This window comes from Vreelandella profundi (assembly GCF_019722725.1).
GTDB lineage: Bacteria > Pseudomonadota > Gammaproteobacteria > Pseudomonadales > Halomonadaceae > Vreelandella > Vreelandella profundi.
Genome location: NZ_CP077941.1, coordinates 2,091,469 through 2,104,779 on the forward strand (window position 1 = coordinate 2,091,469; position 13,311 = coordinate 2,104,779).

Annotated in this window: 13 protein-coding genes; 3 read left to right on the forward strand and 10 right to left on the reverse strand. The window is 47.6% G+C overall.

Annotated elements, in window-relative coordinates:
• The first annotated feature begins 42 nt into the window (after positions 1-42).
• The 3 genes from pgi to KUO20_RS09615 all read left to right on the forward strand — a co-directional run bounded on the left by pgi (position 43) and on the right by KUO20_RS09615 (position 2,455).
• Entirely contained in the window at positions 43-1,692 is a 1,650-nt protein-coding gene (pgi, locus tag KUO20_RS09605; protein ID WP_235039662.1) for a glucose-6-phosphate isomerase, read from the forward strand.
• A 237-nt stretch (positions 1,693-1,929) separates the two neighbouring features.
• On the forward strand, positions 1,930-2,202 hold the full coding sequence (locus tag KUO20_RS09610) for a type II toxin-antitoxin system Phd/YefM family antitoxin (protein WP_235039663.1): 273 nt from the start codon (positions 1,930-1,932) through the stop codon (positions 2,200-2,202).
• A gap of 28 nt (positions 2,203-2,230) precedes the next feature.
• Positions 2,231-2,455, forward strand: coding sequence for a Txe/YoeB family addiction module toxin (locus tag KUO20_RS09615; RefSeq protein WP_235042458.1), 225 nt, complete (start codon positions 2,231-2,233; stop codon positions 2,453-2,455).
• Positions 2,456-2,556: 101 nt separating this feature from the next.
• On the opposite strand, the gene KUO20_RS09620 is transcribed toward KUO20_RS09615, so the two are convergent.
• From KUO20_RS09620 to KUO20_RS09665, 10 genes are all read right to left on the reverse strand, one after another.
• Complete coding sequence (locus KUO20_RS09620) at positions 2,557-3,189, reverse strand: hypothetical protein (protein ID WP_235039664.1); 633 nt, start codon at positions 3,187-3,189, stop codon at positions 2,557-2,559.
• A 131-nt stretch (positions 3,190-3,320) separates the two neighbouring features.
• Complete coding sequence (locus KUO20_RS09625; protein ID WP_235039665.1) at positions 3,321-3,842, reverse strand: hypothetical protein; 522 nt, start codon at positions 3,840-3,842, stop codon at positions 3,321-3,323.
• Between the two features lie 101 nt (positions 3,843-3,943).
• Positions 3,944-7,027: a TrlF family AAA-like ATPase gene (locus tag KUO20_RS09630; protein WP_235039666.1), complete on the reverse strand. Its 3,084-nt coding sequence runs from the start codon at positions 7,025-7,027 to the stop codon at positions 3,944-3,946.
• Between the two features lie 176 nt (positions 7,028-7,203).
• Positions 7,204-7,827 carry a LysE family translocator gene (locus tag KUO20_RS09635; protein ID WP_235039667.1) on the reverse strand — a complete coding sequence of 208 codons (624 nt, stop codon included), beginning with the start codon at positions 7,825-7,827 and terminating at the stop codon, positions 7,204-7,206.
• Positions 7,828-8,007: 180 nt separating this feature from the next.
• On the reverse strand, positions 8,008-8,508 hold the full coding sequence (locus KUO20_RS09640) for a hypothetical protein (protein WP_235039668.1): 501 nt from the start codon (positions 8,506-8,508) through the stop codon (positions 8,008-8,010).
• A 249-nt stretch (positions 8,509-8,757) separates the two neighbouring features.
• On the reverse strand, positions 8,758-9,354 hold the full coding sequence (locus KUO20_RS09645; protein WP_235039669.1) for a GNAT family N-acetyltransferase: 597 nt from the start codon (positions 9,352-9,354) through the stop codon (positions 8,758-8,760).
• Positions 9,355-9,608: 254 nt separating this feature from the next.
• On the reverse strand, positions 9,609-10,835 hold the full coding sequence (locus KUO20_RS09650; RefSeq protein ID WP_235039670.1) for a metal-dependent hydrolase family protein: 1,227 nt from the start codon (positions 10,833-10,835) through the stop codon (positions 9,609-9,611).
• Between the two features lie 23 nt (positions 10,836-10,858).
• A complete protein-coding gene (locus KUO20_RS09655) occupies positions 10,859-12,166 on the reverse strand; it encodes a TRAP transporter large permease (RefSeq protein WP_235039671.1) in 1,308 nt (435 codons plus the stop codon).
• A gap of 10 nt (positions 12,167-12,176) precedes the next feature.
• Positions 12,177-12,677, reverse strand: a complete 501-nt coding sequence (locus KUO20_RS09660) for a TRAP transporter small permease subunit (RefSeq protein WP_235039672.1) — start codon at positions 12,675-12,677, stop codon at positions 12,177-12,179.
• Positions 12,678-12,697: 20 nt separating this feature from the next.
• Positions 12,698-13,303 carry a TetR/AcrR family transcriptional regulator gene (locus tag KUO20_RS09665; RefSeq protein ID WP_235039673.1) on the reverse strand — a complete coding sequence of 202 codons (606 nt, stop codon included), beginning with the start codon at positions 13,301-13,303 and terminating at the stop codon, positions 12,698-12,700.
• Between the last annotated feature and the right edge of the window lie 8 nt (positions 13,304-13,311).

A 13,311-nucleotide genomic window follows, 5' to 3' on the forward strand; every position in this document is an offset into this window, starting at 1 on the left:
CATTCCGCTTTTAACCGCCTCTTATAACAAACGGATCGCTCAATGTTTCAGCTGACTCGCAGTGTTACCTGGCAGGCGCTAGATCGCCTACGCGACAAAACCACGAACGACCGCATTCGTGACTACTTCGCCCATGATCCAAAGCGTTTTGAGAAAATGAGTTTACGCGTGGGCGGCCTGTTTCTTGATTACTCCAAAAATCACGTTTCTGATGAAGTACTCGCTAAGCTGATTGAACTGGCAGACCACTCTGCGCTAGTTCAACGCCGCGCGCAGATGTTCTCTGGTGACATTATTAACGTCACCGAAAATCGCCCGGTACTGCATACCGCGCTGCGTAATCTCAGCGATGAACCAGTGTATGTCGATGGCGAAGACGTGATGCCGGAGATCACGCGGACTCGCGAGCAGATCAAGCAATTCTCAGAAACGGTCCGTAGCGGCGAATGGAAAGGCTACAGCGGCAAACCGATCAAGGACGTGGTTAATATCGGCATTGGCGGCTCGGACCTTGGCCCTAATATGGCCGTGCGCGCGCTGCTTAAATATCGCCACCCCGAAATGCACTTTCACTTTGTCTCTAACGTGGACGGCACTCATATCCAGAAAGTGCTTTCGCGTCTGGACCCGGCTACCACGCTATTTATCGTCTCGACCAAGACATTCTCGACCCAGGAAACGCTGCTCAATGCCAAAACCGCGCGGCGCTGGTTCCTGGAAAACGCCGGTGACGATGCCGATATAGGCGCCCACTTTGTGGCGGCCTCCACCAACCGCAAAGCGGCCATGGAATTCGGCATTCGCGAAGAGAACGTGTTTGAATTTTGGGCCTGGGTCGGCGGACGTTACTCCATGTGGTCGTCGATTGGGCTACCGATTGCGCTTTCCATCGGCTTTGAGGGCTTTATCGAGCTGCTCGAAGGTGCCCACGAAATGGACCGCCATTTCATTGAGGCGCCTTTTGATCAGAACATGCCGGTGCTGATGGCACTGATGGGTATCTGGTACATCAATTTCATTGGTGCCGAGACCCAGGCCGTGGTGCCTTATGACCAGGCGCTCAACCAGCTGCCGGCCTTTTTGCAGCAGTTAGACATGGAGTCAAATGGTAAGTCCGTGGATATATTCGGCCACCCGGTCAACTACAAAACCGGCCCGATTGTCTGGGGGCAAACCGGCTCAAACGGCCAGCATGCGTTCTTCCAGCTGCTGCATCAGGGCACGCGCTATGTGCCAATTGATTTTATCGCTTCGCTCAAACCTGAGCCGGGCATGGAAGACCACCACTTCGCGCTACTAACCAACATGCTCGCCCAGGCCAATGCCTTTATGGAAGGCAGCCAGGGTGACAGTCAGCAAGACCCGTTCAGCTGCCCCGGTAACCGCCCTTCCAGCACGCTGCTGCTGGATGAACTCACGCCCCGCAATCTGGGCGCGTTGATTGCGCTTTACGAGCACAAAGTGTTCGTACAAGGCGTGATCTGGAACATCAACTCGTTCGATCAGTGGGGTGTTCAGCTAGGCAAACGTATTGCCGGTGAGATCAGCGAGCGCATTGATACCAATGCGGCTGATTTTGATGCTTCGACTCAAGGGTTGCTGGAGTTGGTGCGGGCGCATTTTTCGGGTGGCGGTTCAGAGGAGAATGGCCAAGCTGAAAGTGGTAAAAAGCCGGGAAAGAAGAAAGGATAGGCAGATAACGCCGTTTTAAACGATGGTACGCAAAATGCCTTGGCAAACGCCGAGGCATTTTTACTACACTGGACAGTAGCGGCGTCACATCACTTTCAGTGACAGCCTCAACGCCAACTAGCATGCGCGGCTACGGAATGGAGGCGAAACCGCAATGTAGTAGAGGTCGCCGTGACTGGCCTTGTTAGGGCTATTGCGATATAATTGTACGGAGTTTCCGTACATAACGGTGGAATTATGGATGTCATCAGTGTAAACAAATTCAGAGACAACCTGAAAACCCTTGTAGAACAGGTTGTTAACAAACATGAACCTCTCAAGGTGACACGCCGCGCCGGAGAGGCTTTCGTAATTATGAGTGCTGAAGACTGGGAAAGAGAACAGGAAACCCTGCATGTTCTTCAGAACCGAGACCTGATGCAGCAGATTGCGACCTCTATCGATACTCACAGCCGTGGCCAAGGATACACACCTAATGATGAGCAGATGAATGAGATCACTGGTATTTGAGGGCAGCACCTGGGAAGCCTATGAAAAGATGAGAGAGAAAGACAAGAAGCTGCACAAAGCTCTCTGCAAATTATTGAAAGAAATGCTCCGCTCCGACGACCCATCAACTGGCATAGGCAAACCTGAACCGCTGAAACACAATTTATCAGGCTTATGGTCACGACGCATCTCACAGAAAGACAGACTTATATACCGATTTGACGACAAATCCATATACGTTTTCGCCATTGGAGGGCACTACGACCAGCCCTAACGCTTGCAGCACGCGCGGCCTTGGAATGGAGCCGAAGGCGCAATGGAAAGGGCGTCGCCGTGCCTGCACTTGTTAAATGTGGTTGCCACGAAGTAACAGCCCTATTTTTTGTCAGAAATTGCAGATATGCCTTTAATGGTGAACCAGCCCTTTGAGGCGAGCAACGGAGAAGAAAATCTATTGCTCGAAGAACCCATCCTTGAGCAGGAATTTATTAGATTATCCATCGCCGTATCGATGCCTGCATCTAGATAAGCCGTCGAAGCGGAACCTTCCGTGGTGCAGGGCACAGATGGATGCCCAATCTCTTCCAAGTAATCATAAAAAGTGCCCTTAGCTACAGCCATACCGTAAATTCTCCAAGCGTACTTTTTCCCAAGATAGTGCCCGCTATTCGCACTATGAACTACCCGCTGATCAGACTTGGTTGTTTCTACGGCACGAAGTTGCTCTCCAAGGATGCGGGCTACATTGTGGCTGACTAGAGGATCAACTTCGTCCGCTTTAGCAGATGCTGAAACATCAACGATGTTTAATCCATTCTCGACGTCGTACCCAATATTGTACCGCTCACCTTGTGTAAAAACTGGTTCTCTATTGGCAATAAACTGGTACACGGTCGATGTAGTTTCTGGAGTAAATTGGTGCAAAAACTTCCCTGTCCCAGGGTCGGGGGTAATTCTGTAGTTGCTTACTATCACAACTGGAGTTGTTTGCAGATTCCTGGATCTCATGGATTCCCCTTATCTAGTTCCATTTAACGCCGCTATCTGCCGAAATTGGGTTGGCGTGGTTTGTGTTATTGTTTGAGCGCCAGCGAGTAAAACAAAACCGCGACGGCCCGGTTTTCGGCAGGATAGCCTTGTTATGCATTTGGCTCACTCCAACCTGACCCAGCAAAGTATTCAGAGTCTTTTAGAATGAGGTTTTGCTTTGTCGTATACTTTTTTCTGCTCAGTGCTCTATAGCTAATTTTAATAGGTAATTTAACACCGTAATTTAAAGGTGACTCTTGGTCCCCCGTAGTATGGCCAAAACCATTACTTACGGTATTGCCGCTATGAAGCAACGCAATTTCTCCCGCAGCCGAAAATATTCTTCGTATTTCCTTCTCTGCTGACAGCGTTGATGTTTTAGCAAGTAATTTGTTGATACTCTGTTCATCTGTAGTAAGTAGAATATCAGCAGCAGGGCGATTGCCAGTATTGTGCACTAAAATGCTATAGACAATCGCCATATTTCCAGCCGAATGCGTTTTTATCTCGGCAGTGATGATGGGACGATTACTTTCAAACCACGATCTTCTTGTAAATAGGTATGAAAAAACAGAAAGCAATAATGCCAAAGCTGCTACACCCGTTTTTATATCATCTGCGCCTAATGACAAAGAAATAACCTCCTGGTTTTTGATTGCATAACGCCGCACTCACCGGAATTTAGGGAGCGAAGCGATTTAAATTTCCGAGTGCAGTGCCTTGTTACATGCAATTAGTGATACTTCATTCTTCTGTTGTCAAATGCAGGCATTGTTCCCTCAAGCACATCGACAACTTTCCTATTAATAAGGCTGCATTCAATAGCACCAGGTGTATATGAAATCTTCTGCGCATTTTTCCTGTCAATTTCACAGTGGATTATCTGCTCCGCATCGCAGACTACAGCCAAATTAGGGTTATGAGTAACCATTATAATTTGTCGCTTTTGCTTTGCTTCGTTTAATACCGGCACCAACAAACTTACGATCGTTTCGTTATCTAGATTTTCTTCTGGTTGGTCTAAGATAATCGGATTATTACCCTTATCCACTAGAAGGTAGAAAATTAAAAGCAAAGAGCCTCTCTGTCCTGGAGAAAGCTGCCCTATATGAGCATCTTGAAACATCAGAGTATACCTAGGCTTCATATATTCCAAGTCAAACAGAAAGTCATAAACTTCATTTGCAGAACGTCCTTTGCGTAACATAGACTCAATACCAATCTGCCCACTCGAAGAATTCTCTAATTTATCGTGCAATTCCGATAGAAAATCGAGCAATGATTTTTTGTTGTTTAGGTCATGTTTATCAGTTAACTCCTTTATGGTAGCTAAACTTTCCGAGTCCCCTCTAAATTCACCAGATGCCTGTTTTACAAGCGAAAACAATTTATCAGCGATCAATTCTGTAGTGCTGCTTAGCTCGGCTTTAAACTGCAACTTGTATTCATCTCTAATAAGCTTATTGTTTTGAATAAGTTTCTGAACAGGATTAAATAACGTTTCTCTGTTAACTCTTTGTTCGTCAAGAAGATCAAATATTTGAGCGGATTTATCTAGCCGTACTTCTTGCAAACTCTTTCTTCTCACTGGCAAATTGTCTAACTGCTCCTTCCGATGCTCCAACCCTTTCAACGTGTCTGGTAAATCTCTATTCCCTAAAACACCAGCTCTCTTTTCTTCCCATTCTTTTAGCTTTTCGAGGTAATTTTGATAGACTTGTTGTGGGGCATTTAATTTCGAATTTAGAGGATCTCGCTTCGATACGAGGAATTTCTCTCGCTCTTCAAGATCTTTATTTTCCGTGATAACCTCGATTTCACGAGCCAACGTAACACTATCGATATCAGTAATACTCTGCTCATTTATTTTTAGCTTAATTATCTCTTTTATATCAAGCCCTAATAATGCAGCATCATCATTAAATGACGTGACAAATTGTTGAATGGTTCGATTAACTACATCTATACCTTCTCGGATATTTCGGCCGGCTTTTTTCTTGGCTGCTAACTTCGTTAACTCATCATGATTGTTTTCTTTTTTAATTTTGATTTCGTTTAGCTCATCCGATATCTCAGCAAGGCTATCAGATGCTGATTTCTGATCTTCTGATAATTCACTTTTTGGCTGAAAAACTTCTTCAGGCTTTACCTTATCATGCTCATCTAGAAGTCTAGATTTCTGTGAAAGCAACTCTTCTATTGTTCGCTTAGTCTCGGGCAACATTTGCTTTTCAATAGAATATATTTGCTGATTAACGGTATGTAATTCACTTCTTAATGCATCAAGACGACTTCTTAACGAACGTTCTTGTTGTTCGATTAACTGATCAAAATCAAGTGCGCCTAAACGAACAGCATCATCAGCGTGAGAAAATATTACTGCGCGAAGCTCTTTTTCAAATGCGTCCGATTTCCCAGAGACGTGCGCATTACAAAGTTCTTCAAAATGACCCTGGGGAATATATTTAACGAGTTCTACATTTTCTATTGCAGGGTTATCATTTAGATTTTTCTCCATCTCTTGACCATCCGCCCATGTGGACTTCGCCATGAAATGCTTAGCTGGCTCACCAGTTTTCCCCCTAAAACGATTCTCTTTTAAGAAAGAAAAATGGTGATTTTGTTTTGAGTTCCCTAATAGGGCGGTGATGTCTGCCAACGCGCTTTTACCACTTCCTTTATTTCCAATAATTGCTACTAAATCAGGATTTAAACTCAACTCGGCTTTATTGAGCCACTCATCATTAAGCGTAGAAGCTACAACTTTGTTAACTTCCAATTTATCAATAAACAAACTTCTATTTGCATTGAAGAGTTTTATCTTAGGTGGCTGTTCCCCAATGAACGAACGCTTCGCAGGCTCTTTGATTGCTTGTTGTAGCCCTTCGAAAGTTGGATTAGCTTTAATCCAAGTGGTTTTTCCCGATGGATAATCTCCATAGCCTCGTTTATCATTGTTACCAGGCTCTCCGATAAAGCAATGAGCATCACTACCAGATACTGCCAGTCTCGGGGTACTGTTAAGGGCAGTTTGAAATTCATCAATCCAACCGGAGTTCCGGTCAGTCTTTATTCCAGAAAATGCTTCCCAAAGACTCATATTTCTGGTCTCGAAAATCGGAGATGATTTAAATAACCCTAATACATAAGCATAGTGCTCGTTTCTCTCTATTTCAGTGAGCCCATCACTAGTATCAAAAGGCATAAAACCAATAGCTTTCTTGTCTTTGACTTTAGAGATCGCTTGTTTATAGCTGTCACAACTCAGCTCAGCCATTATTGAGCCTGCTCTAAGAGCGTAACTTTCATCTTCCATGATTTTGGTTTTATCTAAGGAGTGATGGTTCAACTTGTCAGCTGGAACTGATCGAGCGTATTCGGTCAAAGCTCTATTAGACAGTTTTCTTGCGTTTTGGCCTGGAAATTCGATGAGAAGATCTGACTTAAAGTCCATTAATTCTTGATCATCAATTTTGTCAGAAAACAAAACGTGGGCATTCAAGCGTCCTTTCATAGGAGCCATTAGACGTAATTCAATACCAGGAAAAACTGTCTTTTCTAACTTTGGGGCATCTGCTTGTGCGAGCCGACGCTTCAGTGCAAACCAACCATCGAATGTCCAATAATCCATAATCGCAAATACTGCCGGTTCAGCGGCATTTATTGCACGAATCATTTCATCGACAATAGCTATGTTTTCGGGACAGTCAAGTTCAGTCTTAAATCTTTGACCATTCCAGTGGAACGATGCTGGGGTATGTATATGAAGATCCCACTTCCGCCATTCGGAGCCGCGATTATAATTTAAGTCCGTCATGTAAATCCTTCTTCATAATCACACAAATGCTAGAAAAGAATGCGCACGCTTTGGGCATGTAACGCTGAAATAAGCGGCGGCCCGACAGGGACGTCCGGTGGAGGCCGCAGGCCGGAACGAACTTCATTGACTTGTTGGGCGGCACCGACACTACCCTCAGTTGTATCGTTTCAAGTCTATTGGCGTTGGGACTTGAGACCAAGTAAGAGTGCTGCGCCAATTAGGCCCGCTCCTGAAAATCTCTCAACCCATACCCGTGCGCTGTTGCTCAATTTGTTTGCTAGCCAACTTCCACCCTTACTGTAGGCGCTGAGAAATATTCCGTCGATCACGATGTAAGAAAAACCCAGCACGAGAATTTGCGGTAACAAACTATGAGTAGAGCTTAGAAACTGTGGAAATAGAGCGGCGAAGAATACAACGGCTTTTGGATTGGCAGCCGACGTGATAAACCCACGAGCCCATAGTACTTTCAATGATGCCCGGTGGACTGGTGCGGCTGTGCCATACGTTGCAAATGATTTGATAATCTGACGAGTGCCGAGCCAAACCAGGTAGCTCACGCCGAGCCATTTGACAACGGAGAACCCATATTTGGAAGCGTTCAAAGCCGCTGCCAATCCAAGCCCTGCCAAGACAATTTGAATGGCATTTGCTGTTAAGTCGCCTGCGGCCGTGGCAAGCGACCTTTGAAACCCATTCGACGCACTGACAGAAAGCATGAGTAAATGACTCGGTCCCGGTGTACACATGAACAGCAGTACCGTACCGACATATAGAGCCCATGTTTCAATAGTCATTTTGCGTTCCTACTGGTTGAGTTGGTATCTCGTGTTGAAATATCCAATATGAGCAATTTGGGTCTTTACAGAACCACGCACACCACATCAGTGCCGCACAACGCCCCAAGCAGCCGGCCAATTTTGTGAAGGCTTTGCTTTTTAAAGCCGTAACAAAAGTGGGTCGGCTGGCTTGGCTTGTTAACTGTTTTGGCTACGCACTAAAATTAGCGGAACCTGGTTAACGAATTCAGATATTACATCACGGAAAAGCCAAGTTCCGATTAAAGTATGCCCACCATCATGAAGCTTTACTAAAGCAGTTGCATAAGATGTCACTCGCTTGTCTTTGGGAGTGAAATTTAGGGTTACATACCCTTCCCACATATATCCGCCAACATCGAAGTCTAGATTAAAGTCTTTCTGTGGATTCTTAAATTTAAAAAGGAAAGATCCACTTAGTTGGTGCGCATTTTGTGATAGAAACAAACTGAACTCAGTCTCGAAGACATCTCCTTTTTCCGGATCTTCATTTTTTCCGGAGCCAACCCACTGCCCATCTATTTTCACACCCTGATATCTTGTCGCTACGAGAAATGGAACTACCTTTGCAGTCCAGGCTACCTTTATAAGGTAAAGAACAACTGTTGTGCATATGCCTGTTACTATCCCAATAACACCTTGCTCTAATAATATGCTCATAGCTTTCCTAGACAGTTAACAGTGATTATATACCCTGCTGCATAACCTCAATGATCGTGCTGGCGCGTTCATTGAGGTTATCTAGCCGCCTAGATCAAATCTACCTCATTGATTCTATTGCTAGCAAAGCAAATTTTGGCTGCCTATCCAAAATTCGCGTGCCTTCTCGCTTTACCTCTAGCACATGCGATTGGGTGCTGCGATCAGCGTCCTACCTCCACGTGTGCAATCGGGCCAAAGCCCTATTGATTAGCTACGTGGCCGGCTTAACAAATAGTTGAGATGTGCCTGCACTTCTGGCCACTCTCCCCTGTGCAGGCTATACATCACCGTGTCGCGAATGGTGCCATCGCGGCGTAGCTTGTGTCCGCGTATGACGCCATCCTTTTTAGCCCCCAGGCGCTCAATGGCACGTTGGCTTGCGTAGTTAAAGTTGTCGGTGCGCCAGCCAACCATGTTACAACCCAACGTATCGAAAGCATGTGTTAACAGCAGCAGCTTGCAGGTGGTATTGATATGGGTACGCTGCGCGCGTTTGGCATACCAGGTGTGGCCAATCTCTACCCGTTTTACCTCAGGTAAGATGTCGTGATAGCTGGTCGTGCCCAGCACGGTACCGCTGGCCTCCTCCATGACGGCAAAAGCAAAGCGGTGGCCTGCCTCACGGTCTTTCAAGGAGGTTTCAATAAAGGCGCTTGTTTCATCGGGCGACGGCACTGCTGTGACACGCAGATTCCACAACTCGCCATCGGAGGCAGCGGCGCGCAGGCCAGCTTTGTGATAGTGCGCTAGTGGCTCAAGCTTTACACCGTGCGCGTTAAGGGTGACAGGGCTCACATAAGTCATATCTATCCAAACGCCTCTTATATTTGGCAGTCGAAAAACAGTGATTAGTCGAGATTACTAAAATAAGATTCGAAATAGCCGTTAATGCCTATTAATAACACGAAGGAATGGTGATGGAAGTCGGCATTTACACGTTGGCTGGTTTTTATCGCAGCTTTTAGCTTAGCAGTGCCCAAGAACGCAGACGCCGGAACATAGAGTTCCGGCGCCGGTTCAGTCAGGTAAAATTACTACTGGGTGTTTAAGCCTAATGCTTAAAGCGTATTTTTATACGCCACGCCCCCTTTCATTATAAGCATCAGTTGCTCATCCGGCTCAGTAAGCACAGTGATATCGTCCAGAGGGTTATCTTTAAGAATAATCACATCACCACGGGCGCCGGGAATGATTTCACCAAAATCACCCGTATGGCCGTAGGCATCAGCCGCGTGGCTGGTGGCCGCACGTATTAGCTCATCGGCGGGCACCACCGCTTTGCGAAGGTGGAACTCATTAAGCTGATGACGCTGCATACGGCCCAGCAGGTCAGACCCGTAAAGCATCTTCACACCGTGGCGTTGTGCCATTTCAAGGGCTTTGCCACCCGCATCGAGCACCTCAAATACTTTTCGCTGCAGTTCCTCGGCCATCCCCGCTTCCACGCCTTCTTTCGCTAGCGCATCGTAAGTACACAGCGTCGGCGTCAAATAAGCATCATATTCGAGGAACAGGCGGCAGCTCTCTTCGTCCATAAGGTTACCGTGCTCAATGGTTTTAACGCCACGAGGCAGCAGTCGATTAATAGCACGCGCAGTATAAGCATGTGCCATGGTATGAATATTAGCAGCAGTCGCCTCTTCTACAATGGCATCGATTTCTTCAAGTGAGAACTGCGTGCTATCGATACGATCCGTTGGCGAAGATACGCCACCTGACGCCATGATCTTAATCTGAGTAGCGCCCTTGCGAATCTCATCGCGTGCGGCCTGGCGTACTTCACTGACACCGTCACATACACGGCCCAGACCTGCACAGCAAAAGCAGCCTTCAAAGGTTTGCTGGCCAGGCCCACGCATATCCCCGTGGCCACCGGTTTGCGAGAGTGCTCGCCCAGCGTACATGATGCGTGGCCCGGCCAGCGTTCCTTCGTCTACCGCTTTGGCGAGGCCATAATCCGCGCCACCTGCATCACGCACAGTGGTAAAGCCGCGCATCAGCATGGCTTCAAGCAGCTCGCTGGACTTGGCGCCGACGTAAAATGGCGAAAGCGTGCCTAGGAGCGCAAAGTTGGGAGTGATAGCGGTTACGTGTACGTGGGAGTCCACCAGGCCGGGCATCAAATAGCGGCCCTTGACATCGATCACCTGATCGTCATCGCCTTCAAGCAGCGTTGCGCTTACCGCGTCGATACGGCCATCTTTAATACGCACCTGATGATTAGGAAGCACTTTACCGTTGCGTGAATCGATAACGTTGGCGTTGATAAAACGAGTTGTTGTCATGTGTGTTCCTTATTGAGAAAGCGTCAGAACATTTTCTGAGGAAGATAAAGCGAAAGCGCGGGAATCAATACGATGAGTAATAGTGCGACGATATCCATTACGATAAACCAGCTCACGCCCTTAAAAACTTCGCTAAGAGTAACGCTGTTGCCTAGCGCACCCTTGATGACATACACGTTAAGCCCGATGGGCGGAGTCACTAATCCGACTTCAAGGAGCTTAACCACGATAATGCCAAACCAAATTAAATTAAGGTCTGCGCCTTCAACTAAGGGAAGTATCAGCGGCAGTGTTAGCAGCAGCAGACCAATTGAGTCGATAAACATTCCAAGCACAAGATAGATCAGCGCTACCGCCAGAATGATCCACCATGTTTCAGTACTGACACCCAGAATCAACTCAGCGAATGCAGCAGGCACGCCGCTCATGGCCAAGAAACGGGTAAAAAAGAGCGACCCAATCAAAATAATGAAAATACTCGCCGTGCTGACTGCAGTTTGCGTTACGGCTTCACGAACAGCTTCAAGGGTCAGGGTACGTCGAGCCAAGGCAATTAATGCGGCAATGGTGGTTCCTACCGCTCCTGCTTCGGTAGGTGAAAAGACTCCCAGGAAGATCCCGCCAAGCACTGAGCCAATAAGCAATGGCAGTGGCCAAATATGTTTGAACGCCTCCCATTTTTCATTCCAAGTGGAGCGAATATCAGTATCACCCGCAAGCTTCGGATTCAGCTTGGTCCTCACCATAATCATGCCGATGTATAACAGCGCAGAAATTACGCCTGGAATGAAGCCTGCCATAAACAGCTGGCCGACGGACACTTGGGCATAAACTCCATAAAGCACTAATAAAACGCTGGGTGGGATCAGCGAACCCAGTGTCCCAGAAGCAGCTACGGTACCGGTGGCAAGCCCCTTGTCGTAATTGTGTTTGAGCATTTCGGGTACAGCGATGCGCGACATGGCCGCTGATGTCGCTACACTAGAGCCAGACGCAGCCGCAAAAAAGGCAGAGGCCATCACGCTGGAAACGGCCAAGCCTCCCGGAAGACGCGCTAGATAAAGACGCATAGCCTGAAATAACCCTTGCGTCATATTTGTAGTGGTACACAAATAGCCCATGAACAAAAACATAGGCGCAGCGGTTAACTCCCAAGTGCCTGCAAAGTCGAAAGGAGTGGCAGAAATCATCCCCCATGCCACGCGCATACTGGTCATTTCGCCTATACCAATAATCGATACCAGGCCAAGGGCAATGCCGATTGGCACCCGTAGGGCGATCAGGGCCAAGGCAATGGCGATACCCGCCACACCTATCTCGATGTTAGTCATTGATTAGCTCCTACAATGCTTGACGTTGCTGCACTGCCTTGATCATGTTGGCGAGAATCGCTAGGCACATGGCGGCAAAGCCAGCCGGTAAAGCCCAACGGCTGGGCCACAAATAAAACGTGAAGTTGGCCATCGCGGTTTCTTGGCGGACCGTGGCACGCACGGCATCAAGATAGCTCTGGTAACAGAGCATGCCGAAGTACACCAGGCCAAGCGTACCGGCGAATAGGTAGAACGCCAGCTGTACAGGAGGCGAAAACCTGCCTACAAAAACATCGACACTGATGTGCTCCCGCTTCAGCTCTACATAGGCAATGGGCAAAAAAACCACCGCAACCATGTAATAGAAGGAGACGAACTCCAGCGTTCCGGTAAACGATTTGCCAAAGAAATAACGCAGCCCTACATCCAGCGAGACATGTAGTGCCATGAGGATAAGAAACAGCGCCGCCAACACTAGTGCACTCTTGGCAACCCATTGGCTTAATGACTCAACAATGCGCGCGATCATACATACTCTCTTTTCTTCGCTTACGAAGATGAAAAGCCAAGCTCGATAAGGGCATCTTTCCAGAACAGCAGCATATCGCGGTAAAGCTCTGGATCGTCACGCCATATGCTCTGAGCGCCCATGCCGCGCATCATGCAAAGCGTGGCATTCAGGGCCACGCGCTTTTTCCGTGACGTATGCCTGGAGCTGGCAACCAGCTGTTCCCATATAGCCTCTAAAGAGCCATTGAACTTGGCCGCAAGGGGAATAAGCACTTTCATGATGTCAGGATCGGTACGAGCGGTAGTCAAATACTCCAACGTCACCATGTACAGATCTCCTTTGAAATGCTCGTGCAGTACTCTCAGCAGGCTATCGAAGTCAAAATTTCCCTCCTGCACGCTGACCGCCAGTTGGCGAACGCTCTCAACCTCTTGGTTAAGTAAGTCCTCCAGTGCTGACTGCATCAAAAGCGTTTTGGACGGATAGTGATGAACCAAAGCCCCGCGAGAGACACCGGCCTGACGAGCGACATCCACCGTCGAAGTGGCACGAATTCCCTTGGCAAGGACGCATTCGATCGTTGCCTGCATCACGCGAGCCTGAGTGTTGCGTGAGCGCTCTTCCTGGTTTTGTCGCTTCGTCATACCGGTCC